General features: G+C 66.3%; 25 protein-coding genes. 22 read left to right on the top strand and 3 right to left on the bottom strand.

Annotated features, from left to right (window positions below):
• The first annotated feature begins 63 nt into the window (after positions 1–63).
• The 11 genes from OHN74_RS28285 (at position 64) to OHN74_RS28335 (ending at position 9,839) form a co-directional block, all read left to right on the top strand.
• Entirely contained in the window at positions 64–1,698 is a 1,635-nt protein-coding gene (locus OHN74_RS28285) for an AAA family ATPase (RefSeq protein WP_327697397.1), read from the top strand.
• On the top strand, positions 1,698–2,093 hold the full coding sequence (locus tag OHN74_RS28290; RefSeq protein ID WP_327697398.1) for a TadE/TadG family type IV pilus assembly protein: 396 nt from the start codon (positions 1,698–1,700) through the stop codon (positions 2,091–2,093). Before OHN74_RS28285 ends, OHN74_RS28290 begins: the two co-directional genes overlap by 1 nt.
• 101 nt (positions 2,094–2,194) lie before the next feature.
• On the top strand, positions 2,195–3,547 hold the full coding sequence (locus tag OHN74_RS28295) for a CpaF family protein (protein WP_327697399.1): 1,353 nt from the start codon (positions 2,195–2,197) through the stop codon (positions 3,545–3,547).
• A 115-nt stretch (positions 3,548–3,662) separates the two neighbouring features.
• Positions 3,663–4,604 (top strand): type II secretion system F family protein, encoded by a 942-nt coding sequence (locus tag OHN74_RS28300; RefSeq protein WP_327697400.1) that lies wholly within the window; start codon positions 3,663–3,665, stop codon positions 4,602–4,604.
• Between the two features lie 17 nt (positions 4,605–4,621).
• Positions 4,622–5,512, top strand: coding sequence for a DUF5936 domain-containing protein (locus OHN74_RS28305; protein ID WP_327697401.1), 891 nt, complete (start codon positions 4,622–4,624; stop codon positions 5,510–5,512).
• A 41-nt stretch (positions 5,513–5,553) separates the two neighbouring features.
• A complete protein-coding gene (locus OHN74_RS28310; protein ID WP_327697402.1) occupies positions 5,554–6,915 on the top strand; it encodes a sensor histidine kinase in 1,362 nt (453 codons plus the stop codon).
• Positions 6,902–7,684, top strand: a complete 783-nt coding sequence (locus OHN74_RS28315; RefSeq protein WP_327697403.1) for a response regulator transcription factor — start codon at positions 6,902–6,904, stop codon at positions 7,682–7,684. The genes OHN74_RS28310 and OHN74_RS28315 overlap by 14 nt, the downstream gene beginning before the upstream one ends.
• Before the next feature lie 186 nt (positions 7,685–7,870).
• Positions 7,871–7,993 carry a hypothetical protein gene (locus OHN74_RS28320; protein WP_275406657.1) on the top strand — a complete coding sequence of 41 codons (123 nt, stop codon included), beginning with the start codon at positions 7,871–7,873 and terminating at the stop codon, positions 7,991–7,993.
• Positions 7,994–8,028: 35 nt separating this feature from the next.
• Positions 8,029–8,601, top strand: coding sequence for a pilus assembly protein TadG-related protein (locus OHN74_RS28325; protein WP_327700313.1), 573 nt, complete (start codon positions 8,029–8,031; stop codon positions 8,599–8,601).
• A gap of 15 nt (positions 8,602–8,616) precedes the next feature.
• Entirely contained in the window at positions 8,617–9,213 is a 597-nt protein-coding gene (locus OHN74_RS28330) for a hypothetical protein (protein WP_327697404.1), read from the top strand.
• 2 nt (positions 9,214–9,215) lie between these two features.
• Positions 9,216–9,839, top strand: coding sequence for an OmpA family protein (locus OHN74_RS28335; protein WP_327697405.1), 624 nt, complete (start codon positions 9,216–9,218; stop codon positions 9,837–9,839).
• 51 nt (positions 9,840–9,890) lie between these two features.
• Here OHN74_RS28335 and OHN74_RS28340 read toward each other — a convergent pair whose 3' ends face one another.
• The gene (locus OHN74_RS28340; RefSeq protein ID WP_327697406.1) at positions 9,891–10,673 is read right to left on the bottom strand and encodes a phosphotransferase enzyme family protein; all 783 of its coding nucleotides are present in this window, start codon (positions 10,671–10,673) and stop codon (positions 9,891–9,893) included.
• Between the two features lie 410 nt (positions 10,674–11,083).
• Here OHN74_RS28340 and OHN74_RS28345 point away from each other — a divergent pair, with 410 nt between their 5' ends.
• The 8 genes from OHN74_RS28345 to OHN74_RS28380 all read left to right on the top strand — a co-directional run bounded on the left by OHN74_RS28345 (position 11,084) and on the right by OHN74_RS28380 (position 18,126).
• Positions 11,084–11,743, top strand: coding sequence for a hypothetical protein (locus OHN74_RS28345; protein WP_327697407.1), 660 nt, complete (start codon positions 11,084–11,086; stop codon positions 11,741–11,743).
• Between the two features lie 44 nt (positions 11,744–11,787).
• A complete protein-coding gene (locus OHN74_RS28350; protein ID WP_327697408.1) occupies positions 11,788–12,756 on the top strand; it encodes a hypothetical protein in 969 nt (322 codons plus the stop codon).
• 159 nt (positions 12,757–12,915) lie between these two features.
• Positions 12,916–13,248 carry a hypothetical protein gene (locus OHN74_RS28355; protein ID WP_327697409.1) on the top strand — a complete coding sequence of 111 codons (333 nt, stop codon included), beginning with the start codon at positions 12,916–12,918 and terminating at the stop codon, positions 13,246–13,248.
• A 49-nt stretch (positions 13,249–13,297) separates the two neighbouring features.
• Positions 13,298–15,250, top strand: a complete 1,953-nt coding sequence (locus OHN74_RS28360; RefSeq protein ID WP_327697410.1) for a DUF6571 family protein — start codon at positions 13,298–13,300, stop codon at positions 15,248–15,250.
• A 345-nt stretch (positions 15,251–15,595) separates the two neighbouring features.
• Positions 15,596–15,982, top strand: coding sequence for a hypothetical protein (locus OHN74_RS28365; protein ID WP_327697411.1), 387 nt, complete (start codon positions 15,596–15,598; stop codon positions 15,980–15,982).
• A gap of 3 nt (positions 15,983–15,985) precedes the next feature.
• Positions 15,986–16,567 carry a dihydrofolate reductase family protein gene (locus OHN74_RS28370; protein ID WP_327697412.1) on the top strand — a complete coding sequence of 194 codons (582 nt, stop codon included), beginning with the start codon at positions 15,986–15,988 and terminating at the stop codon, positions 16,565–16,567.
• A gap of 40 nt (positions 16,568–16,607) precedes the next feature.
• Positions 16,608–17,495 carry an LLM class flavin-dependent oxidoreductase gene (locus OHN74_RS28375; protein ID WP_327697413.1) on the top strand — a complete coding sequence of 296 codons (888 nt, stop codon included), beginning with the start codon at positions 16,608–16,610 and terminating at the stop codon, positions 17,493–17,495.
• A 112-nt stretch (positions 17,496–17,607) separates the two neighbouring features.
• Positions 17,608–18,126: a GNAT family N-acetyltransferase gene (locus tag OHN74_RS28380; protein WP_327697414.1), complete on the top strand. Its 519-nt coding sequence runs from the start codon at positions 17,608–17,610 to the stop codon at positions 18,124–18,126.
• Between the two features lie 59 nt (positions 18,127–18,185).
• On the opposite strand, the gene OHN74_RS28385 is transcribed toward OHN74_RS28380, so the two are convergent.
• Complete coding sequence (locus OHN74_RS28385) at positions 18,186–18,674, bottom strand: DinB family protein (RefSeq protein ID WP_327697415.1); 489 nt, start codon at positions 18,672–18,674, stop codon at positions 18,186–18,188.
• 89 nt (positions 18,675–18,763) lie between these two features.
• Here OHN74_RS28385 and OHN74_RS28390 point away from each other — a divergent pair, with 89 nt between their 5' ends.
• Positions 18,764–19,567, top strand: a complete 804-nt coding sequence (locus tag OHN74_RS28390) for a class I SAM-dependent methyltransferase (protein WP_327697416.1) — start codon at positions 18,764–18,766, stop codon at positions 19,565–19,567.
• Positions 19,568–20,116: 549 nt separating this feature from the next.
• Here the strand turns inward: OHN74_RS28390 and OHN74_RS28395 are convergent.
• Entirely contained in the window at positions 20,117–20,473 is a 357-nt protein-coding gene (locus tag OHN74_RS28395; protein ID WP_327697417.1) for a DUF192 domain-containing protein, read from the bottom strand.
• Between the two features lie 748 nt (positions 20,474–21,221).
• Here OHN74_RS28395 and OHN74_RS28400 point away from each other — a divergent pair.
• Both OHN74_RS28400 and OHN74_RS28405 read left to right on the top strand, forming a co-directional pair.
• Positions 21,222–21,998, top strand: a complete 777-nt coding sequence (locus tag OHN74_RS28400) for an isoprenyl transferase (protein ID WP_327697418.1) — start codon at positions 21,222–21,224, stop codon at positions 21,996–21,998.
• Positions 21,999–22,345: 347 nt separating this feature from the next.
• Positions 22,346–23,671: a PhoH family protein gene (locus OHN74_RS28405; protein WP_327697419.1), complete on the top strand. Its 1,326-nt coding sequence runs from the start codon at positions 22,346–22,348 to the stop codon at positions 23,669–23,671.
• Positions 23,672–24,038: the final 367 nt, after the last annotated feature.

Genomic DNA, 24,038 nt, shown 5'->3' on the forward strand with positions numbered 1-24,038 from the left:
GAAGCCGCAGCCCCAGCGCCGGTCGCAGCCGCAGTCGCAGGTGTGCCTGCCGAGGGCGCGCCGATGACCATCCGCGTCCTCGCCGCCACCGCCGACATCGAGTCCGCCCGCGCTCTGAGCACCCTCCTCAGCCGGCTCCCCGACGCCGAACCCGCCCCGCCCGTCGCGGACTCGACAGCGCTGCTCGACACCCTGGCCCGGCTGGCCGCCGAGTCCCTCGACGAGCTGCCGGAAGTCGTCCTCGTGCACGAGCGGATAGGGCCCGTCCCTGCCCTCGACCTCGTACGCGACCTGGTGATGCGCTTCCCGGCCGTCGGAGTCGTCCTCATCACCGCCGACCCCAGCACCGGCGTGCTCACCGCCGCGATGGACTCCGGCGCCCGGGGTATCGTCCAACTGCCTCTCAGTTACGAAGCCTTGGCCGAGCGCGTACAGGCGGCGGCGGCCTGGTCGTCAGGCATGCGGCGCCACCTCGGTAGCACCGCACCGGAGTTGTACGCCGGACCCGGTGGCACGGTCGTCACCGTGACCGGTGCCAAGGGTGGCGTCGGCGCTACTGTCACGGCCGTCCAACTCGCCCTCGCCGCAAGGGCGTCGGGCCATACCGTCGCCCTTATCGACCTGGACCTCCAGTCGGGGGACGTGGCCTCCTACCTGGACGTCCAGTTCCGCAGGTCGATCGCCGACCTGGCCGCCATCACGGACATCAACCCGCGCGTCCTCCAGGACGCCGTCTTCACCCACGACAGCGGCATCGGCCTGCTCCTCGCCCCCTCCGAGGGCGAACGCGGCGAGGAGGTCACCGACAGGGTGACCCGCCAGGTCGTCGCCGCCCTGCGCTCCCGCCACGACGTCGTGGTCGTCGACTGCGGCGCCCGGATGGACTCGGCCACGGCCGCCGCCGTCGAGATGGCCGACCACGCCCTGCTCCTGGTCACCCCGGACGTCGTCGCCGTACGCGCCGCCAAACGCATGGTTCGTCTCTGGGACCGCCTCCAGATCCGCAAGGCCGAAGAGACGTTGACAGTCGTCAACAGGCAGTCCAAGGGTACGGAGATCCAGCCCTCGCTGGTCGAGAAGGTCACCGGCACCAAGGTCGCCCGCGCGACGATTCCCGCCGCCTTCAAGGAACTTCAGGGCGTTGTGGACGCGGGACGCCTCCAGGACCTGGACGCGCGGTCAACGGTCAAGCAGGCGCTGTGGGCACTGGCGGGAGAGTTGGGGCTGGTCGTCGTCCAGGAAGGAGGGGGCGGAGGCAAGCGACGTAAGTCATCGTCTTCGTCGTCGGACCGGGGCGCGATGAGCCTGCGCCGACGAGGCGAACGCGGTGACCGAGGGGCCGTGACCCTCGAATTCGCGGGCATGTTCCCGCTGTTGCTCGTCGTGATGAGCATCCTGTGGCAGTGCGTGCTCTACGGCTACACGTACTCGTTGGCCGGCAACGCGGCGGACGAGGCGGCCCGCGCGGCAACGGCGGCGTACGCCCTCGACCCCGGCGGCTACGAGGGGGCCTGCGAGAGCGCGGGCGGCGAGCACCTCCCCGGAGCCTGGAGCGGCGCCGCGATCAACTGCGGTCCCGAGGGGCCGGTCATGAAGGCCACCGTCAGCGCCCAAGTACCCCTGTTCTTCCCGGGGTTCGACGTCAACTGGACGGTGAACGGCGAGGCGGGGGCGGCGCTGGAGGGGGACGAGGACTGATGAGGACGAGGCCGAGGAGCCTTCGGGGCCGACTCGCGAACCGCGTCCGGGAGGGCGGGGACCGGGGTTCCTCCATCCTGGAGTTCACCGGTTTCCTCCCGATCCTCATCATCATCGGCCTGGCCTGCATCCAGCTCGGCCTGATCGGCTACGGCATCAACCAGGCCGGTACGGGAGCCCGCGCGGCAGCTCGGGCCGCCTCCCTCGACGGCGACGGGGTGGCGGCGGGCGCCGCCTCCGTCAGCGACTGGCTCGACCCGGACGTGGACGCGCCTCTGGGCGCGGGCGACACGACCACCGCGACCGTGACCGTCCATGTCCCCGCGATCATCCCGCTCTTCGACGAGTGGGACGTGCAACGCTCCGCCACCATGCCCAACGACGAAGACGGCTGACCGACCGCCCCGCCGATTGATCCACTGACCGAGTTCACCGACCGAAGCCACCGACCGAGCGATCAACGCAAGCCGACCTGAGAGGAGTTGAGACAGAGACCATGAGCCTGCGCTCCCGCATAGCCTCCGCCGACGACAACGCCAACGGCAACGGAACCGCGCGTGAGGACGGCCATCTCGTCGCCGTCTACCGTGCCAAGCTCCTCGAAGAGATCGACCTCGCCGAGATGTCCAGCCTCGCGGCAGCGGAACGCCGTGTCCGGCTGGAACGCGTCCTCGGCCACATCATCAGCCGCGAGGGCCCGGTCCTCTCCTCCGCCGAACGCTCCCAGCTCATCCGGCGAGTGGTCGACGAAGCCCTCGGCCTCGGCGTCCTCGAACCGCTCCTCGCCGACGCGTCGATCACCGAGATCATGGTCAACGGCCCCGACTCGATCTTCGTGGAACGGGCAGGCCGAGTCGAACAGCTCCCCATGCGCTTCGCGTCGAGCGAGCAGCTGATGCAGACCATCGAGCGGATCGTCTCCACGGTCAACAGGCGGGTGGACGAGTCGAATCCGATGGTCGACGCCCGCCTGCCCACCGGCGAACGCGTCAACGTCATCATCCCGCCACTCTCCCTCACCGGCCCGACGCTCACCATCCGCCGCTTCCCCCGCGCCTACACGCTCCCGGAGTTGATCGGCCTCGGTTCGCTGGACGAGCAGATGCTGATGCTCCTCGCCGCGTTCGTCCGGGCCCGCTTCAACGTCATCGTCAGCGGCGGCACGGGCACCGGCAAGACGACGCTCCTCAACGCACTCTCCGGTCTGGTCCCCTCCCACGAACGCATCATCACCATCGAGGACTCGGCCGAACTCCAGCTCCAGCAGGAGCATGTGATCCGCCTCGAATCGCGCCCGGCGAACGTGGAGGGCAAGGGCCAGATCACCATCCGCGACCTGGTCCGCAACTCCCTGCGCATGCGCCCCGACCGCATCATCGTCGGTGAGGTCCGAGGCGGCGAGACCCTCGACATGCTCCAGGCGATGTCCACGGGCCATGACGGTTCCCTGGCCACCGTCCACGCCAACTCGGCTGAGGACGCGCTGATGCGCCTGCAGACCCTGGGCTCGATGTCCGAAGTGATGATCCCCTTCGAGGCGTTGAAGGACCAGATCAACTCGGCGGTCGACGTGGTCGTCCAACTCGCCCGCCACGTCGACGGCACCCGCCGGATCGCCGAGATCGCCCTGTTGGTGTCCCACGGCCGCGAACAGTTCCGCATCGCGACGGTCTCCCGCTACGTCTCGCGCCCGACCGGCCCCGACCGTGTCGTCCAGGGCTACTTCGAACACCTCCCGGTGCCCCGCCCGGTCGTGGAGAAGCTGTACCTGGCGAACGAATCGCTGCCGCCGGCGTTCGGAGTCGCCGAGGTGCTCGACGTACTGGAAACAAGGCAGGCGATCGGATGACGACCCGGATGAACCCGCGGACCACTGTGCGTACGGCTACACGTACGACCACGCGGACCCCTACGCGTACGACCACGCGAACGACAACGAGGACGACTGTGCGGAGCGAGCAGCCATGAACAACTCGGTCCCGCTGGCGTTGGGCGCCACGATGCTCTGCGGCACGCTCGCCGTGGCGGGCGTGCACACGTACGCCACCGGCCGCGCCCAGCGCCGGGCACTCGAAGACCGCCTCTCCGGGGGCGGCGCGCTGAGTACGGCGGCCGGTCGCGTACGCCGGTTCGCGGCCGTCGACCGCCGACTGCGCCGCACCCGCCTCGGCCGTACGATCCACCTCCGCCTCTCGGCGACCGGACTGGACCTGACGGCCGGCGAGTTCTTCACTTACGTCACCGGTGTCGGCGTCGCGCTGTGGCTGCTGGCAGCCGCCGTACTGGCGCCCTTCTTCGGCCCGATCGCCGCGCTGGTGACGGTCTGGGGTGCGGCGATCTTCCTCAACTGGCAACGCCAGAAACGTATCGAGGCGTTCATCAACCAACTCCCGGACGTGGCCCGCCTGCTGGCCAACGCCACGGCGGCCGGCCTCGCCCTGCGTACGTCACTGGCGATGGCGGCGGAGGAGCTGGAGGCCCCGGCGGGTGAGGAACTTGCCCGGGTGGCTGACCAGTTGAGCCTTGGCCGGACGATCGACGACGCCCTGGGAGAGCTGGCGGAACGCCTCCCGTCCCGCGAACTGGTCGTCCTGGTCACGACGTTGGTTCTGGCGAACAAGGCGGGCGGCTCGGTGGTCAGCTCCCTGCGCAACCTCACCCAGACCCTGGAGGACCGCAAGGAGACGCGCCGCGAGGTCCGCACGATGCTGTCGGAGGTCAACGCGACGGCCTTCACGGTCCCTTGCCTGGGCCTCGGCTCGCTCCTCCTCATCAACTCCTCGAACGAGGGCGCGTTGGAGAAGGTGACCGGCTCCGCCCTCGGCCAGGGCCTGATCCTCCTCTCCCTGGGCCTGTACACGGTCGGCTTCTTCGTCATCCGCCGCCTGGGCAAGATCGAAGTCTGAGGGGAGTGAGTGACCGGATGCTGCCACTGCTACTGGCCTTGGTGATGGCGATCGCCGTCGCGGGCGCCCTGCTGGGCATCCGCATGATCCGAGCCGACGCCAAACTCCCGTCCGACATGCTCCTCGCCCTGGAGGTGGGCGGCACCCGGGTCTCGAAGGCAGACTCGGCGGTGGACCGCATGGGCATGCGCTTCGCACCCCTCGTCCTCCGCCTGATGGGCCCCCGCCGGGTCGACGCGAAACGCCTGCGCATCGACATGGCGGGCAACCCCGGTGGCCTGACCATCACCCGCTACGCGGCCCGCCGAGCCGTCTACTTCACCTTCGGCATCCTCCTCGGCCTGATCTTCCTCACCAACGGCAACCTGGTCCTCGCGGTCATCACGTTCGCCTTCGGAGTGACAGCCGCGGACGCCGCGATCTGGCAGGCGGTACGGGAACGCAAGGACGTCATCGACCGCACCCTCCCCGACTTCCTGGACGTGCTCGCGGTCGTGGTCTCGGCGGGCCTGGGCTTCCGCCAGGCCCTGGACCGGGTGGCGGAGAAGTACGAGGGTCCCTGGGCGGACGAACTCCGCATCACACTCCGCCAGATGGACATGGGCGTCAGCCGTCGCCAGGCTTTCGACCAGCTCCGCAAGCGCAACTCCAGTGAGCAGGTGGCCCAGTTCGTCTCGGCGCTCCAGCAGGGCGAGGAACTCGGCTCCCCGATCGCCGAGACCCTGATCCAGATCGCCGCCGACATGCGCCGCACGGACGCCCAGGAGTCCCGCCGCCGCGCCGCGAAGACCATCCCCAAGGCAACCCTCGTAACCCTGGTGTTCATGCTCCCCGCGACGATGATCCTCATCGCGACGGGCATGTTCCTCGGCTCGGGTACGAACTTCGGCTCGATTCTGGGACGTTGAGGACCTTGAGGATCTTGAGGGCGATGCGGCCGATGAGAGCCATGAGGACAAGGCGACCCGAGGAAGGACAGGGCCGGGGACGGAACCGGGGCTACGACCCGACCGCCGGCTACCTGGCCGACGACGCCCCTGCCCCCGCCACCATCCGCCTCCAACTGAACGCGCTCCAGGCCCTGTGCCGCCAGGCGTTCGCGGTACGCATGACGATGCTGGCCCTCGGCACCCCCTTCGCGATGACCAACACCGTGCAAGGACCCCCGCGTTACGCGGTACTGGCGGCGGCGGTCCTGGGCATCACCGCCTCGTACGCCATGTTCCGCGACTGGGACCGCCTGGCCCCCCGCCTCCTGGCTCATCCCACCCTCATGGCAGCGGACTTGATGTTCGCGGGGATACTCCTCCTGACCGCGTCCCCCGCCTCCCCCCTCGCCTACGCCACGGTGTGCACCCCTCTCCTCGCCGGCCTCCTCTACGGCTGGCAGGGTTCAGGCGTCTTCACGGGCCTGCAACTGGTCGTGCTCCTCACGGTCCACCGAGCCTGGGAACACCGCCCGGGCACAGGCACCAGCACACTCCTCATAGCGGGCTTCTGCGTCGGCGCCGGCATCATCGGCGTCACCTTGCGCAACCTGATGTTCCGCTTCGGTACGGCGAGCGAGGCACTGGCGGAGGCGAACTCCCGTCTGGCGGTGGCCGAGGCCGTGGAGTCGGAACGGGCCCGCCTGGCACGGGAGATGCACGACTCGGTTACCAAGACCCTGCACGGACTGTCGTTGGCGGCAGAGGCCCTCTCGGCATCGGCGAACGGCGGTACTGCGAACCCGGACCCGGAATCGGTACGGCGCCACGCGGCGCTGGTGGCCTCGGCGGCCCGCCGGGCGGCAACGGAGTCCCGCGACCTCCTCGCCGACCTGCGCCACCACACGGACCTGACGGCACCGGACGTAGATCTGGTCGCCGAACTGGCGCAGAAGGCGGCGGAGTTCGAGCAGAGCACGAGAATCCGTACGCGTCTAAAGACGCCCATAGGAAGGCTCGACGCCCTCCCGCACCGGACGGCACACCACCTTCTGGCGATCGTGTCGGAAGCCCTGGAGAACACGCGCAGGCACGCGGACGCGACGAGCGTGACGCTGGAGGCGGAACTCTCCGGGGACGGCCTGATGCTCCGCATCACAGACGACGGAGTAGGCCTCCCCGCCCCACTGAACCTCGAAGCGACCACCAGAACAGGCCACTTCGGCATGCTGGGCATGGTGGAACGGGCGAGGTCGCTGGGTGCGGTGATTCACCTGGGCCGACTGGAGGAAGGGGGCGCGGAGATCCGAGTCGACGTGAGGTCACCCGGACTCGACTACGTGCCCCGGCCCCGGAAGGAGGTCGTATCGCATGCCCGGAGATGAATGGCCACACCCGCTAAGGGTGTTGGTGGCGGACGACAACCCCGTCGTACGGGCAGGCCTGACGGCACTGCTGGGCGGCCACCCGGACATCGATGTGGTGGCGGAGGCGTCGAACGGCACCGAGGCGGTGTCGGCGGCGGAGCGCGTACACCCTGACGTGGTGTTGCTCGACGTACGCATGCCCGGCACGGACGGCCTCACGGCCCTTCCCCAACTGGTCTCGCTGGCCCCGGTGATGATGCTGACGTACAGCAGCGAGCCGGAGATTGTGCGGCAGGCGCTGGGCAGAGGCGCTTCGGCCTACCTGATCCACGGGGGTTTCACGGCGGAGGAACTGGTGGAGGCCGTACGGGCGGTAGGCAGGGGGGCGAGAGTGATGGCACGGGCGGCGAAGGCACCGCACGCCTCCGTACTGAGACCGGACGTCGTGGATTCGCTCGGCGTTTCCTACGAACCGAACGAAAGCTCTTCGCATTTGCAACCGCTTATGGCACCTTTGTGGCAAGCTCGGGAGGCCCAGCTCGGCCGTGTGGCGACACTCGCCACCCGCGACCACATCCGACCGGACTTCGGTTTGAGCTTGAGGGAGGTGGAGGTCATGGATCTCATCGCAGCGGGGGTGAACAACCAGCAGATCGCCGCCACCTGTTTCATCAGCGAGAAGACAGTCAAGAACCACATCAACCGCATCTTCGCAAAGCTGCAGAGTACGACACGGAGCGAGGCGATCGCCCGGTGGCTGGGTACGGCTCAGGAGGGGTGGCTGTGATGAGGCGTACCGCAGAGGGAAGTTGGGTCCCCGGACCCACGCGGAGTAGACCGGCTTTCACGTACGGTGGCCGGGTCGGTATTGACGTTCGGCGGAAGGGCAGGCGCAGTGGACAGGTTCAACAGGTGGGCGTGGACTGTCGTTTCCCGGATGCAGGGCAGGGAGCGGGACAGGGGAGCCGGGTTCGTGGAGTATGCCGGCCTGATGATCATCGTCGCCGGGATCTTCGTGCTGATCAAGAGTCTCAATCTGGGCACCCTGATCTCGGGGGCGATTCGCACTGCGGTCACCAGCGTCACCGGCGGCTGACCGCCGCACGAGTTCTTGGCGACCGTGGGCAGACCCTGCCGATCTACATCTGGCTGACGGGAATCCTGCTCTTCGCCGCCGTCGCCTTCTTCGTGTTCGCGCAAGCAGCGTCTGTCCGCAATGGAGCCCAGTCCGCGGCGGACGCTGCGGCGTTGGCGGCCGCGCAGGACGCCCGGGACGAACTGGTGGACGGCTTGGTCGCCGCCGTCGAGGCGGACGACGATGACTGGCTCGACTGGCTGAACGGTGACGAGTCAGTGGGCGATGGCGCCCAGGCCGCCGCGCAGGCACTGGCAGCCGACAACGACTCCGTCCTTGAGGGCGAGGCCGTGCAGGTTGTGCAGGACGGATATCCCGGATTCCGGGTCAACATCCAGACCAACTACACCGTCGGCAACTCGATCATTCCAGGCACCGAGAGCATGAATGGCAGGGCCCACGCGACCGCTGTCATCAAGCCGCGCTGCGAGAGCATTCCCCCCGTTGATCCCCTGGATCCCTTCGAGCTGGACTGTGACGGCGAAACTGTGATCATCGACCCCGGTCATTTCAATCCAGGCGACTTTCCCGACGCGTCTGAGCTGTTCTCTGTGTATCTGGTCCAGTGAGAGGAAGTCGTACCGATGAAGTTTCGGCACACCATGAAGAGCCGTAGGGCAGTGGGCGCGGTGGCGATCACGACCGGATTGCTCCTCATGGTGGCGGGTTGCGGGGGAGGAGACGGCGGCAAGACGGACGAGAAGGCGTCTTCATCGGCACCCAGCCAAACCCAGAGTGGCGGAGACGAGAAGACGGAGTCCTCGGCGCCTGCCGCCGAACCCGCACTGGCCGAAGTGAAGAGCGGCGACATCACACTCACCGTCACCTCGGCAGTTCGTGATCAGGGTGGCTTCGTGACGGTGAACGGCACGGTCACCAACAACGGCGGGAAGTTCTGGGTCGCGGGGGACTGGCTCGGTGACGAAAATGAGCTGATCAAGAACGGCCCCTCTCTCGCCGGAGCGTCGCTGGTCGACAGCAAGGCCAAGAAGAAGTACCTCGTCCTTCGGGACACCGATGGGCGCTGCCTGTGCACGAAGTTCGAGGGAGGAGGCGTCGACACGGGACAGGCGGCCGACTGGTTCGCCCAGTTCCCCGCTCCTCCGGAGGGTTCCAACCAGGTGACCTTCCAAGTCGGCACGATGCCCCCGGCGTCGATCGAAATCTCCGAGGGCGAGTGACCATGGCAGTCACCAGCCGCTTCACTTCAACCGTTCTCACGGCCCTGGCGGTACTGGCCACCCTTTCCCTGACGGGCACACCCGCCGCCGCGGACGACGACGGCCCCAGTTCCCTCCTGGGCACGGTCACCACCTCGCCACCTCCAAAGGTGGACCCCAACAGCCCCGGCCTGAAACTGACCGGCGGCGCCACGCTCGCCCCGTCCAAAGTCCTCGACATCATGTCGGTCGTGGAGGATATGGGCGGCGAGGAACGCCGGGTGGACACGAGCGAGAGCGTGACCTTCGCGCTCCAGGCGGAGGTCCTGTTCCCGAAGAACAGCTCGAAGCTGAACCCGGAGGCCCGCTCCCGTATCCAGGCGATCGCGGACGAGATCAAGGCCCAGAAGGCCACGAACGTCAGGGTCTTCGGATTCACCGACAACCTCGGCTCGTACGCCCACGGCCTGACCCTCTCCAAGAACCGCGCGGAGGTCGTCCACGACGAACTGGCCGCCGGCCTGGGCGCAGACGTCACCTTCCAGGTGCGGGGCTACAGCGAGGACTACCCGATCGCCGACAACACCTCGGAACAGGGCCGGCGCAAGAACCGGCGCGTGGAGGTGACGTTCCAGAAGGGGGAGTGAAGGCGGAGCTCCCTCAGGCTCACACCCCCGCCGCCTCAGACCGCGCCGAACTCAGCCTGCGAGCAGGGCGCGCAACCACTGGTCTTCGCGTTGCTCGATGTATTCGGCGTCGTTCCGCCAGGCGTCGCCGTGCCCCTCCGCCCAGAGCCTGGCCCATGGCTGGTTGCCCTCGGCTGCCTGCTCACGCAGGAAGTCGTGCATGGCTCGGGTGCGGCGGCCCAACAGGGGTACCAGTTCACGCCGTTCGCTCTCCGTGAGCCCATATGCGTCGGCGAAGATACGCAGGCGGCTGTCGGCATCGGCACGTTGCCAATGCGGGTGCGCGGACAACTGGATGAAGCCGCGCATCGCATAGGCGACGTCCCACAGGCGAGTACCAGGGCCGGCCGTGTCCCAGTCGATGAAGGCCCAGGTGTCCTCTCCATCGGCCACGAGATTCCACGGGGCCAAGTCGTGATGGGCGATGATGTCGGCACCCTCGGCGGGGATGAGCACCTGCCAGTGGGCGTCGGACGGTGGCGTGAACCCGTCCACGGCATCGTGGAAGTCCCTGACCAGCCGCGCCAGGCGAGCCAACCCCTGGGAGGACTCCACCAGCGCGAACCGGTCGGGCCAGATCACCTCGCCTCTCACGAAGGTCAGCACCTCCCGCCCCTGCTCGTCGATGCCAAGGGGACGGGGAGCCGCCCGGAAGCCCACCCTGTGAAGATGGGCAAGCAGCGCATGCACCGCTGGAGTCCACGGCCCCGCCGGCCGCCGAACGGTATCCCCGACGCTAACGACACCGGCGCTCATGTTCCCACCGGACAATGGCTGCTCTTCGTTGTGCCGCACGGCGACAGTCTGGCTGGCCGGCCGTTGCTGGGCACCTCGATAAGAGGGGACTTCTCTACCTGGAAGCGCGTGAGGGGCAGGGCCCCGATTGGCTGGCGCGTTGGACGGCACGGTGAATCTGCATGCGGCGGTCGTCGGCGTCAACAAGCTGACCGTCGGCGAGCGGGTGGCGAAGGCTGGTGGGGCAGGCCTTCGCCCCTTTGCGGTGCAACCGTTAAGCGGCCTGGTCAACAGGCTCTGCGGTGACCAGGCCGCCGCGTTATGTAACTGTTGCAGGCCAAGGGATGGAACTACTGGCCGCTTTGCGCAAGTACGTCCCACTGATTGACAGGCTTCAACCTGGTCTCTCCAGGCCCTGGCGGATAGCGTTGGTTCGCCAATGAGAAGCCTCGTCCCACCGGGAGTTGACCGTGACCCGCCGTCCCATGCTGCTCGCAGCGATCGCACTGGCCGCTGCTGCGACCCTGTCGCTGTCCGCATGCGGGAGTGATGAAACTTCCAAGGGCAAGGACAACGACAAGATCGCGGGAGTCGACACCGGGAGCGAGGTGTCGGCGTCCCCGAGTGCGTCAGCCTCGGCGACCGATGACCGTCCGAAGATCGCATTGCCGTCGGACGTCACGTACAAGTTCGAGTGGACGAAGACCGGGAACGCGGACAAGGACGCTGTGCTCAACGATGCCGAACAGCGCATCAAGGCCGTGGACTTGGCCATTGCCGAGCAGGACCCGCTGCATACGGCTTACCGCTTCTACTCCGAGGGTACGGCAGCAGCTGGAAGCCAGTCATACATCCAGGAGTTCGTCGACCACAAGGCACGCACGACCGGCCTGACCCGCTATTACAACGAAGACCTGACGGTCAACAGTGACAACACTGCTGCTTTCCTGTACTGCGAGGACCAGAGCAAGGCATACAACAAGTTCCTGGAAACGGGCAAGACGGACATCACGCCGGTTACGAAGGACAGCTACGTCATGTATGCCAGCACGCTGCGCAAGAACAAGAACGGGGTCTGGGTCACCGAGACTCTGGACTCGCAGCGGGGGAGCGAAAAGTGCCAGCCTTGATTCAGCGAAACCATCTGCTCGTTTCCGGACTGACGGCCTCGTTCTTGGCAATTTCCACCCCCGCGCACGCCGAGAAGGGATTCGGCGGTACTGACGGCCAGACGAAGCAGGAAGCCAAAGCCGACGGCGACAACCTCTCCGTGTCCGTTGGCGATGCCATCTTCGACCGTTCAAAGAACGGCAGCGGCAAATCCACGGGTGCGTTGACGCCGATGACGTCCTGGACGCCGCCGGCTTGTTGGTATGCCCCGACGTACAGTCCCGAGGAGCTTCAGAAGGTCAAGGAGCCGGTGTGGGAGGCGGGGTCCACGGGGTACGAGTGGGATGCCGAGCAGCGGGAGAAGTACCTCAACGAGGACGACCACTCGAAGGACTTCAACAAGGACAAGACCGGCGAGGGTTATTGGTGGGGCTCGTACGTCAACAAGTCCTACCCGCCGGGCTGGGACTCCTGCAAGGAGGACTATTTCTGGGTCGACACCGGTGACGCTCCTCCCGCCGGCATCGACAACGTCATCACCCCCGAGATCCTCGCCGGACTCGCCTACAACGAGATCCGTGTCCCCTCCACCAAGGTCACCCTCGCCCCCGCCGGCCCCACCAAGGTGAACCTGCCCACCTGGGCCTGGCTGGACGCGGCGCAGTTCAAGCCCGTCTCCGTGACCGCGTCCGTACCGGTACTCGACATGTACGCGACCGCGACGGCGACACCGGTGTCACTCAGGATCGAGCCAGGCACCGCGGACGCGATGACCTATCCGGCTTCCGGCGCCTGCGAGATCAACAACGGCCGCATCGGCGAGCCCTACGCCGAGGGCAAGGCCGACGAGATTCCGCCCTGCGGCGTGAAATACCTGCGCTCCTCGGGTGACGGCTCGTACCCGCTCAGCGCGACGGTCACTTGGAAGATCACCTGGACGGGTTCCGGTGGCGCCGGCGATGACCTGCCCGACGGCAGCTTCGGCGCAACCCAGGACGTTGTCGTACAGGAGATCCAGGCCGTCAACCGCTGAGCCTCGTGAAGGAACTGTCGAGAGGTACTCACTCCCGTGTAGGAGACTCAGCTTGGGTTGGCCTCGGGTTGGCAGATGGACCCGGTACGGGTTGAGAAAGCCACGCCGGTGCTTCTGATCCAGCAGTTGCGTAATTTGTGGGGCGAGTAGGGGACGGGCATGGGAGCCGACGGCGACAAGCCAAAGGTGGACAATCCGGAGCGGGAGCGGCTGAAGGCGCTGAAGCGGGACCTTGAAAAGGAACGGTCCGATTTCGTCGGTGCCCTGAAGAGGGCGGCTGCGGACGTCGGGAAGGGCGGCCGGGACTCCGTGAAGTCGTGGGTGGGCAGGAATGCCGACAAGTGGCACAACGACGTGGCAGGCCACCGTAGGACTGTGCGTGCCCGCATCGACAAGGTACTTGAGGACGTTCAGCGTGAAATCGACCGTATGCCGGAGAAGGTCACGCTCGAGGAAGCCAATTCGATGAACCGCAACAGGCGCTTCTACTGAAAAGCCACTCAAGTCGGCGGCAAAAACTGATGCGAACGAGGACCGTGGCATGCGCGCGGATGAAGGCGGAACCAGCAAAAGCGTCTTTTCGGGGATCGACCCGGGTGCGCTCAAGGGCACAATCGACTCCGTACGGCGGGACCAGGAGACGCTCCGTGACCGGGCCTCCTACTACAAGACTCAGCTCGCCTACTACGGTGTGGGAGCCGAGGAACTCAGCGAGGTCGTGCGCGTAGCGGGGTGGGCCAGGGACGAACTGCCCATGCTGAAGCGGCGTTACCACTTGGCCATGAACATGGACAGTGATGCGTACCCGGGCTCTACGGGCATGGTGCAGATCAACGAGGCGAAGGTGACCCGAGCGGCCAACGCCGAGGCAGTCAAGGACGCCAAGCGGGCAACGGAGCTTGCGAAGAAGAACCGCGAGGACCTCAGTCCGGCGGAGTTCGACGAGCTGCACGCGCTCTTCGCAGAGAACTATGACGAGTACCCCTTCGCAGAGAGGGTCGTAGGGGCCTTGGGAGCGAAGAAGACACTGCAGTTCTGGTACGAGATGAGCAACGTCGGCAGCTCTCCCGAATATAGCCAGGCCTCGGGTTTCAAACATCTCGACGACCTCGACGAGATGCAGAAGAGCTTCAGCCTCACTGTGGCTCAGGCCACCAACTCTGATTCGCCGGCGATGGAGAAGTGGAAGAAGGACATGGTCGCGATCGGGGGTGATCCGATCAGGGACCCGAATGGTGACGCCGGCGGCCGTGAAGGGTTCGTCGTCATGAGTAACCTCATGCGTTACGGCGACTATGACGACAAGTTCCTGGAGAACTACGGAACGGCGCTTGTCAAGGCAGACCGGCGCATCACGGAAAACACCGGAGGGCTCCACAGATCCGGCTGGGGTACCGAGGGCACTGTCAACTACCTGGGCAGCGATGCGGGGAATGACCCTTTTACCGGTTACATGAAGGCACTCGCCAACAGCCCGGGCGCGGCAACGGCGTTCTTCACCGCCGAGCAAAAGGGCAAAGACGGCAAGCCGGAGACGAACTTCAAGTATCTCTTCGAAACGCGTGAGTGGCCGGACGAGAATGTGACCGGCCGAAACTCAATGGGCCATGCCCTCGAAGCGGCCACGACAGGCCATCGACCTGGCGAACCGGCCACGATCGAGGACATCAAGCACTCGGAGGAACAGGCGGCTCTGTTCAGCGCCATCGTGAATTCGGTGTCCCAGCACGAGAATCTGTTGCGTGATCACGAATACTTGTCGGACAGTTTTGCGAACATCGCTGCAGAGTACATGCCTGACTTGCATCGATCGTTTGAGTTCGACAAGGCAAATGGGGCCCAACTCTTCCCTACCGCAGGAGCCGAAGCTAATCTCAAAACGTCCCCTGTCATGCGATTCTTGCATACGGTATCCCGCAACAAGGAAGGGTACGACCGGCTCAACATCTCCCAGCATGTATATGCTGCCGCATTGATGGAGGCCCAAGTGAAGCACCCAAACGCCTACCCTCTCACCACCGACGAAAAAATCGCCGGAATTGCCTACGACACCGGCTTCTTTCAGGGCATCATCGGCGTGGGTCAACATTTTCAAGCCGAAAAAGATGATGTTGATGCTACCGCGCGCGACGACGCCTGGAAGGAACATGCGAGTACGTGGGGCGGCTCCTTGGTTGGTAGCGCGACAGCTATTGCGACAGCACCGTTTACCGGTCCCGGTGGTGTGGTGGCAGGTGGTCTGGTGGGAACGGCCGCAGGCGAGATTTTCAATGGTCTTCTGGGCGGGTTTGGCAGCGACGAGGAGGATCAGGAGAAGGTCTATCAAAATGTGATGCAGCTGGATCAGATTCAGGAATCAGCCATTCGAACTACTCAGAATTCCGTTAAGGTTGCCACCGGCGACGAGGCGGCCGAATCCAGGGCCGGCGGCCAGTCAGGCCGGGGCTTTGCTGATGCCATGACTCTGGTCGGCGGGGCTAAAGCAGGCCAGTAATGGCCGATTTAGAAAGTAAATGGGTGATCGATCTTGATGGAATCAAACATTCGGAAATATTCTCGGAAACCTTTTATCTATGGCGCGATGGCTGCGGGTTTGGCCGCAGCCCTACTTTTCGCATATCTTTCTGGAGCATTCGAGGGCCGCGGGACTATTCGAGCCGACGACGTCTGCCGCCATGTGCCCGACCGGCAAAAGACTGCCAAAATCTTCAACTCCGTGCTACCTCGGGCCTCTAAGTATGAGTTTTTTGAGACTTGGAGGCCGGACCAGGATCGGTGGTTCAGAAGCGTCTGTGAAGTAAGAGGTGACGATGGGCCCATCTTCTACCTGGATGCTCATATGGGCACCGCGAGAAATTGGCAAGAATGGGCTAAGGGGGAAATCTGGTCGAACTATGGACGCAAGAGTATCTACTTCAATGCCGGGCTCAAGGGTGTGTCCAATGCGGAGGTGGCCGCGATCTGGGTCCCCTGCTACGCCGGCGAGGAGGCGCAAAAGGCTCCTTGGAACATGTCCGTGGCCGCCTTTTCTGTGGAGCCTCTTGAGGCCTCGGACAAGGAAGCACGGCAGACCCTCATCGATCTGGCGACGACCTTCGCCCGTCAGGCCCACAAGGACGCGAAGTGTGACCTTCCGTCGAAGCTTCCCGGGCGAGTTTCTCTGTCTCTCGGTAACCTGATGAGAAACCGTTCACTTGGTCGCAACGCTGACATCGATAAGGTGTGAGCCGTGCGAAAAGTCATCCTGATGATGTCCATCTCCCTCGACGGATACTTCGAGGGCCCCAACCGCGAAATCGACTGGCACCTGGTCGACGAAGAGCTTCACCTGTACTTCAATGAGAAGGTCAGAAGCATGGGTGGCCTTCTCTCTGGGCGTATCACCCACCAGCTCATGGCCGACTTCTGGCCCACCGCCGATACCGACCCCGGCCCCGACAGTTCGGAAGCCATGGTCGAGTTCGCCGGTATCTGGCGGGACATTCCGAAGTACGTGTACTCCCGGACCTTGGAACACGCCGACTGGAACACGACCGTCGTGCGAGAGGTCGTGCCGGAGGAGGTTCGGGCGCTCAAGGAGCAGGCCGGTGGGGATCTCGCCGTCAGTGGGGCTGAACTTGCCGCCGAGTTCATGCGGCACGACCTCATCGACGAGTTTCATCTGTGCGTCCATCCCGTGCTGATCGGACGCGGCAGGCGGCTCTTCCACGAGGCCGACAGCTTCACTCATCTCCGGCTCGCCGAATCACGTACCTTCGGCAACGGTGTCGTACTTCTGCGGTACGAGCGTGTCAGCAGCGACAGCCGGTAATGGTGTTGTACTGCGCGGCCACGCTCGATAGGAAGGCCCCGTGACCACCACCCTCGGAGTCGTCTTCCGTCCCCAGCTCCCGCCCGAGCGACTGCGCGCCCTCGCCCAACTCGCCGATTCCGCCGGGATCGAGGAACTGTGGCTCTGGGAGGACTGTTTCCGCGAAGGGGGTATCTCCGCCGCCGCAGCTGCCCTCGCCTGGACCGAGCACGTGCGAGTCGGCGTCGGCCTGCTCCCCGTACCGCTCCGGAACGTCGCCCTGACCGCTATGGAGGCCGCCACTCTGCACCGTCTGTTCCCGGGGCGGGCCATCCTCGGCCTCGGGCACGGTGTACAGGACTGGATGGGGCAGGTCGGGGCGCGGGTCGCGTCGCCGCTCGCCCTCTTGCGGGAGTATCTGCTCGCGTTGCGCGCACTGCTCGACGGTGAACGGGTCACCGTCGACGGGCGGTACGTGAAGCTGGACGACGTAGGCCTCGACTGGCCGCCCGAGCCAGGGTTGCCCCTTCTAGCCGGGGCCACCGGGCCCCGTTCGTTGCGGCTGGCCGGTGAGGTTGCCGACGGGACTGTTCTCCATGCCGGTACCGCGCCCGACGGGGTGCGTCTGGCCCGGCAGTTGATCGAGGAGGGGCGGGTGGCCGCCGGACGGACGGACACCGCCGGGCAGACCCACCAGGTCGTCGTCTATCTCCTTGTCGCCACCGGGCCGCACGCCGACGACCGGCTCCGTGTGGAACTGGTCGCCGAAGGACTCGCCTCCGTACATGATCTCGGCGTCGCCGGGGACGCCGACTCAGTCGCCAAGGCCGTGGGGCGCCTCGTCGAGGCCGGTGCCGACACCGTTATCCTCCAGCCGACCGCGGACGAGCCCGACCCCGAGGGCTTCGTACGGTTCGTCGCCGAGGACGTTCGCCCGCTCGTCCCCTGAACTTCGTCGCCTGAGCCTCGTCCCCTGGACCTGAAAAATCCCCTGAGCCTCGTCCCCTCCTGGCACCGCCGCCTTCCCAGCGTTGTCAGTACCCCCTGCCAGACTCCCCACCATGACCGACAACGTGCCCGAGAAGCCGACCGACGGCGGAGCCGGCAACGACGTTCAGCTCCGCGACGTCGTGGAAGCCGACCTGGAGTTCCTGCTCGCCTGCGAGAACGATCCCGAAGCCGTCCGGCGGTCGCGGTTCACGCCCAGGTCGCGGGACGCCTTCATGGCGCACTGGAAGTCGAAGATCCTCGGCGACAGCACCGTGTTCGTGCAGATGGTCACCGTGGACACCGAGCCGGCCGGCAGCATCGTCGCCTGGTGGGAGGGCGAACAGGGCGTCGGCGGACAGCGCTTCATCGGATACTGGCTCGGGCGGCCGTACTGGGGGAGAGGGGTCGGGAGCGTCGCCCTCGGGCTGTTCCTGCTGCGCGAGACCAACCGGCCCCTCTACGCCGATCCCTTCGCCGGGAACACCGCCTCTGTCCGACTCCTCGAAAAGCACGGCTTCCGTCGCACCGGCACGGTCCGACATGGCGACAACGAGCACATCCTGCTCGTCCTCGACACTGAGAGGTCATGAAGCCGCGAGTCCATGAAGTCGCGAGGCCATGAAGCCTCACCAGGCAATCAGCCCCTGACTTACGACGGTTCGTACTCCCCGGTCACCCCGTCGATCAACTCGCGCACGATGTCCATGTGCCCCGCGTGCCGTGCCGTCTCCGCCGTCATCCGGACCAGGACCCAGCGCAGCGAGCACTCGTCGTCCCGCCATGTCGGCTTGCCCATGGTGTCCAGGGGGAGTTCCGTCAGTACGCGGTCGGCGGCGGCGCGGGCGCGGGCGTAGAAGTCGGTGATCCGTGCCGTGGTCTCGTCCGGGCCCGCGGTCATGTCCTCCCCGAGATAGGGATCGAACCAGAAAGGCTCGGTCTCGCGGCCGAACGTCTCCACGAACCAGCCGTACTCGACCGACGCCAGATGCTTCACCAGCCCCAGCAGACTCGTCCCCGACGGTGTCATCGGCCTGCGGACCTGTTCCTCGCTCAGGCCCTCCAGTTTCCACAGCACCGCGTCCCGCTCCTGGTCGAGCTTCGCGCGAAGCGTCGTCGTTTCGTCATCGGCGTACAGCATGTCCCGGACCACCCCTTCTGCCGTTCTGCTTCCGTCGTGCGGCGGAAATTATCAGCGGCCACTGACAACTGCCTGGGAACATCACCTTCATGTCCGTGCCCGAGCCCGCCTCCGCACCCGTCTCCACCTCCACCTCCGACTTCGAGCAGCTCCTCGCCGAAGGTGCCGCCGTCCCCACCGACGGATGGGACTTCTCCTGGTTCGACGGCCGGGCCACGGAGGCGCGGCCCTCCTGGGGATATGCCCGGGCCATGGGGGAGCGGCTGGCCCGCGTGTCCGCCGCCCTCGATGTGCACACCGGAGGCGGCGAGGTACTCAACACCGCCCCGAAGCTGCCCCCGCTCACCGTCGCCACCGAGGGCTGGCCGCCGAACGTCGCCAAGGCCACCGCCCTGCTCCACCCGCGTGGCGCGGCAGTCGTCGCCGTGCCGGACGACGCGCCGTTGCCCTTCGCCGCCGATGCCTTCGACCTGGTCGTCAGCCGGCACCCCGTCGCCCCGCATTGGACCGAGATCGCCCGCGTCCTGCGACCCGGCGGTACGTACTTCGCCCAGCACGTCGGGCCCGCCAGCGCGTACGAACTCGTCGAGCACTTCCTCGGACCGCAGCCGGCCGAGCAGCGCAGCGCCCGTCACCCCGACCGTGAGCGGGCCGGCGCGGAAGCCGCCGGGCTGGAGATCGTCGAACTGCGCGCCGAGCGGCTGCGGATGGAGTTCTACGACATCGCGGCCGTCGTGCACTTCCTGCGCAAGGTGATCTGGATGGTGCCAGGGTTCACTGTCGACGCCTACCGCCCTCAACTCCGGTCCCTGCACGAGCGGATCGAGGCCGAGGGTCCGTTCGTGGCACACAGCAGCCGCCATCTCATCGAGGCCCGCAAGCCGACTGGCTGATCCGGCTGATCCGGCTGAGCTTCCCGCTCGGCCGGACCGGTTGCCTCTGCCTGCCTTCGACCGCCTCCGCCCCCGCCGGAGGTGTCGCTTCCGCCGAAGAAGCAGAACTGGCGAGTAACCGTCGCCCTGGTCCCATTCGGTCCCATTCGGTCGCCTTGGGGCGCCTTGGGGCGCATCAGCCCAGGAGGTCAGTGGCGATCCTCGGCCTCCACGTCGTCGAATAATCCGGTCGAACCATGGCATCTCATGACTTATCAGTCGCAAACATCCGGATATCGTTCGCGCTCGTCCGAATATTGGCGAGATCTCGGCGCAGGGTGAGTGGTCGCACTCGTCGACCGTGAGACATGTGTGCATATGCCCGAAAAGGTTTCACGAGGTTTCCACATCGTTATCGCGGTCGTTCACGAGCATGGCTCGGCGTCGCGTAAATTTGGCCAAAGGTAATTCGCGTGAGCAAAGTGACGCGGACGGCACCGCGCAGAGGAGGGGCCTGCGCGGTGCCCTGCCTGTCTGCCCGGCGCGCGCACGATTCCGTTCCGCACCTGCTCAGTGGTCCTCCGGTACCGCCTCGCCGGCCCGGATCGTGAGCTGCGCACCCCGGCGTACGCCCCACCCCTCCAGCGCCCCGGCCTCAGCCTCCAGGATCGACCGTACCCAGGGGCGGGGCAGCCCAACTCGGCCCGGACGCATGGTCCTTACCGCCCGGACCCGCGCTTTTCCGTCGAGATAGGCGACGTCGATCGCGAATCGCATCCCGAACGTGTGTACCGAACTCGCGGGCTTCAGCAGCAGCGCGCCCTCGATTCCGTCCCGTCCCAGCAGTCCGCGTCGGCGTGCTCGTCCCGACTCGGCGAGCTCCAGCGGAATCGGCTCCGGTGTCTGAGCGGTGGTGAACGTGGCCATGGCTGCGAAGTTAGCGAGGGCGTCAAGCGGGCGTTCGCGACAGGGTCGCCCCTGGGAGGGACGCCGGGCCCGGAGGTCCGCCCGAGGTCGTCCGGCACCCGGATGGCCCCGGGGTTGTCCAGGGATGTCCACCAGGGGGGTGAAACCCGCCGGATCCCTCTGGATCTCCCTGAATTCCGCGATATTTCCTGGGAATCAGCTGTTTTCCAGCCATGATCCGACCATGGAAACGGGCTTCCGAGACCATCCACGCGTTGTCGGGCGACTTCGGAGAGTAGTTGTTCCGCGTCGATGTACGCAGCATCACTCACGAAGGGTTATGGTGGAAACCCCCCCTCGGGCCGGTCCGTCTCCCCCCCACGGACCGGCCCGTTTTTTGTGCCCGGTCGGAGCCAGCCGGATACCGCCGCTCTCCGACCCCCTTCTCCCCACCCCGCCCCACCCTGCCCCCAGCTCTCCCTTCCTCTTCCTCGCGTCCTCCGTGCCTCCGCTTCCCTCCCTTCGCCATCCTTCTTCTCCGCACTTCTTCTCCATCCGTTCTCTCGGGTCGGCAAGGTCCCCTTTGCCCACCCCTGGCCCTCCCGGGCGCAAGGCCCCCGTTCCCCCGGGCGCAGGACCTCCCTTCCCGCAGCGGTACGCTTCCCTTCCGGGGATCGCCACCCCCGAGGACCGCCATACGGGCAGGGATCGCGCCAGGGATTGCGCCCGGCATCGCCTGTCCGATCCGTACGGAGGGGCTGACAAACACGTGAACCTGCGCGACAACCTGCGCCGACTGCTGGTCCGGGTCTACACACGCAGGGTGGAGGGCCACCTCGACCACGACCAGGTGCCCAAGCACATCGGCGTCATCGTGGACGGAAACCGGCGCTGGGCGAAGGCTGCGGGCTCCACCACCGCCCAGGGGCACCGGGCCGGCGCGGACAAGATCGAGGAGTTCCTCGGCTGGTGCTCCGAGACCGATGTCGAGGTCGTCACCCTCTGGCTGCTCTCCACGGACAACGTCAACCGTCCGCCGGAGGAGCTGGCGCCGCTCCTGGAGATCATCGAGAACGTCGTCACCTCCCTCGCGGCCGACGGCCGTTGGCGCGTGCACCACGTCGGCAACCTCGATCTGCTCCCCGGGCAACTGCGTACCCAGCTCAAGGAGGCGGAAGAGGCCACCGCGCATGTGACGGGCGGGATACTGGTCAACGTCGCCATCGGCTACGGCGGTCGGCAGGAGATCGCCGACGCCGTGCGCTCGATGATGCTCGACGCCCACGACAAGGGCACCTCGCTGGAGGAACTCGCCGAGAACGTCGACATCGACCTGATCGGCAAGCACCTCTACACCAGCGACCAGCCCGATCCCGACCTCGTCATCCGTACCAGCGGCGAGCAGCGGCTGTCCGGGTTCATGCTCTGGCAGACGGCCCACTCGGAGTACTACTTCTGTGAGGTCTTCTGGCCGGCCTTCCGCAAGGTCGACTTCCTGCGTGCCATGCGTGACTACGCGGCCCGCCACCGGCGTTTCGGCGGCTGATCCGGCTGAAACCGGTTCGGCCCCGGAAACCATCCTCCGGGATGAAATTCACCCCCTCTGGGGCGGAAGTAACAAGGAGTTCACCAGCGCGCCGCCATAGGTCGTGGCATGGCCGCGCATGTTCGAGGGCATAAGCCAAGCAGGTCGACACCCGAACCACGGGTGTCGTATCTCAGCAGACGGCACGGGGCCGTCCGCCCGGGAGGCCCTTTGCACCAGCCCGACCGTGTGGTCACAGCACGGGCGAACAGGCGGAGGGCCGGTTCTCGGCCCGCGCAATGGGGCCGTCGACCGGTCCAGATCTCCTTCGTCGCTCCCCGACCTCATCCGAGGGGGTACGTCCTTCCGTGGTGACCAGCACAAAGCGCCGTATGCCAGACCGGCGCACCTATGTTCTCGACACCAGCGTCCTGCTGGCCGATCCAGGCGCCCTGAACCGCTTCGACGAGCACGAAGTCGTGCTGCCGATCGTCGTGGTCACGGAGTTGGAGGCCAAACGGCACCATCCCGAACTCGGCTACTTCGCCCGGCAGGCCCTGCGCATGCTGGACGAGTTCCGGGTCCGGTTCGGTCGTCTCGACGCCCCGATTCCGATCGGGGAACTGGGTGGGACCGTCCGTGTCGAGCTCAACCACTCGGACCCCAGCGTGCTGCCAAGCGGCTATCGCCTGGGGGACAACGACTCCCGCATCCTCGCGGTCGCCCGCAACCTGCAGGCCGAGGGGTACGACGTCACAGTCGTGTCGAAGGACCTGCCGCTCAGGATCAAGGCCTCGTCCGTCGGGCTCCTCGCCGAGGAGTACCGCGCGGAGCTGGCCATCACGGGCTCTTCCGGCTGGACCGGAATGTCCGAACTGACCCTGCCGGGCGAACAGGTCGACCTTCTCTTCGAGGAGGGGCACGCCTACGTCCCCGAGGCCGCCGAACTGCCGGTGCACACCGGTCTGACGATCCAGTCGGAGCGAGGCAAGGCCCTGGGGCGCGTCACGGCCGAGGGCAACGTCCGCCTCGTACGAGGGGATCGCGAGGTCTTCGGTATCAAGGGGAGGAGTGCCGAGCAGCGGATCGCACTCGACATCCTGCTCGATCCGGACATCGGGATCGTGTCCATGGGTGGCCGGGCCGGCACCGGCAAGTCGGCGCTGGCGCTCTGCGCCGGTCTGGAGGCCGTGCTGGAACGGCGGCAGCACCAGAAGGTGATGGTCTTCCGGCCGCTGTACGCGGTCGGCGGGCAGGAACTGGGCTATCTGCCCGGCTCCGAGTCCGAGAAGATGGGCCCCTGGGCGCAGGCGGTCTTCGACACGCTGTCCGCGGTCACCAGTCGCGAGGTCATCGAGGAGATCACCGCACGCGGCATGCTCGAAGTGCTGCCCCTCACCCACATCCGCGGCCGGTCGCTCCACGACGCGTTCGTGATCGTGGACGAGGCGCAGTCGCTGGAGCGGAACGTCCTGCTCACCGTGCTGTCCCGGATCGGCTCCAACTCACGGGTGGTGCTCACCCATGACGTGGCACAACGGGACAACCTGCGGGTCGGCCGCTACGACGGTGTCGTCGCCGTCGTCGAGAAGCTGAAGGGGCATCCGCTCTTCGCACACGTCACCCTCACCCGGTCCGAGCGGTCCCAGATCGCCGCCCTGGTGACCGAAATGCTGGAGGACGGGCAGATCTGACCCTGTTGGGTGGATAGGGACTCGCTCGGGCAATTGGGCAATTGCGCCCGGTTACCCTGGAGTTCGTGAAAGGGCGCCGTCCGGCAAAGGCGAAGAGCCTAGCCGGGCGGCGCTTCCGCGTCTGCGGCTTTCCTCAAATCACCTGGGGCAAACGAGGTGTGAGCTTTCACACGCAACTCAGAATTGCCAGCCGGCGTCCAGGTGCGGCAGAGTCTCACTCCTGTCAGGCCCCGCATACGACACATCTGTACCGCCAGTAGTACGGCAGCACTCAAGCACCGCCTTCAACTCCATACCGTCGTCGTATGCCGCCCGCGCACCACGCGGCGCTCCCCGTAAAGGAGTTGCCCACCGGGCCCGTGTCTCC

Origin of the sequence: Streptomyces sp. NBC_00459 (assembly GCF_036013955.1) — a bacterium.
Classification (GTDB): domain Bacteria; phylum Actinomycetota; class Actinomycetes; order Streptomycetales; family Streptomycetaceae; genus Streptomyces.

Bases quoted from the DNA above. Each gene is read 5' to 3' on its own strand.
- OHN74_RS28285 (WP_327697397.1), top strand. From the start codon at position 64: ATGACCATCCGCGTCCTCGCCGCCACCGCCGACATCGAGTCCGCCCGC.
- OHN74_RS28290 (WP_327697398.1), top strand. From the start codon at position 1,698: ATGAGGACGAGGCCGAGGAGCCTTCGGGGCCGACTCGCGAACCGCGTC.
- OHN74_RS28295 (WP_327697399.1), top strand. From the start codon at position 2,195: ATGAGCCTGCGCTCCCGCATAGCCTCCGCCGACGACAACGCCAACGGC.
- OHN74_RS28300 (WP_327697400.1), top strand. From the start codon at position 3,663: ATGAACAACTCGGTCCCGCTGGCGTTGGGCGCCACGATGCTCTGCGGC.
- OHN74_RS28305 (WP_327697401.1), top strand. From the start codon at position 4,622: ATGCTGCCACTGCTACTGGCCTTGGTGATGGCGATCGCCGTCGCGGGC.
- OHN74_RS28310 (WP_327697402.1), top strand. From the start codon at position 5,554: ATGAGGACAAGGCGACCCGAGGAAGGACAGGGCCGGGGACGGAACCGG.
- OHN74_RS28315 (WP_327697403.1), top strand. From the start codon at position 6,902: ATGCCCGGAGATGAATGGCCACACCCGCTAAGGGTGTTGGTGGCGGAC.
- OHN74_RS28330 (WP_327697404.1), top strand. From the start codon at position 8,617: ATGAAGTTTCGGCACACCATGAAGAGCCGTAGGGCAGTGGGCGCGGTG.
- OHN74_RS28335 (WP_327697405.1), top strand. From the start codon at position 9,216: ATGGCAGTCACCAGCCGCTTCACTTCAACCGTTCTCACGGCCCTGGCG.
- OHN74_RS28355 (WP_327697409.1), top strand. From the start codon at position 12,916: ATGGGAGCCGACGGCGACAAGCCAAAGGTGGACAATCCGGAGCGGGAG.
- OHN74_RS28360 (WP_327697410.1), top strand. From the start codon at position 13,298: ATGCGCGCGGATGAAGGCGGAACCAGCAAAAGCGTCTTTTCGGGGATC.
- OHN74_RS28365 (WP_327697411.1), top strand. From the start codon at position 15,596: ATGGGCACCGCGAGAAATTGGCAAGAATGGGCTAAGGGGGAAATCTGG.
- OHN74_RS28380 (WP_327697414.1), top strand. From the start codon at position 17,608: ATGACCGACAACGTGCCCGAGAAGCCGACCGACGGCGGAGCCGGCAAC.
- OHN74_RS28385 (WP_327697415.1), bottom strand. From the start codon at position 18,674: ATGCTGTACGCCGATGACGAAACGACGACGCTTCGCGCGAAGCTCGAC.
- OHN74_RS28390 (WP_327697416.1), top strand. From the start codon at position 18,764: ATGTCCGTGCCCGAGCCCGCCTCCGCACCCGTCTCCACCTCCACCTCC.
- OHN74_RS28395 (WP_327697417.1), bottom strand. From the start codon at position 20,473: ATGGCCACGTTCACCACCGCTCAGACACCGGAGCCGATTCCGCTGGAG.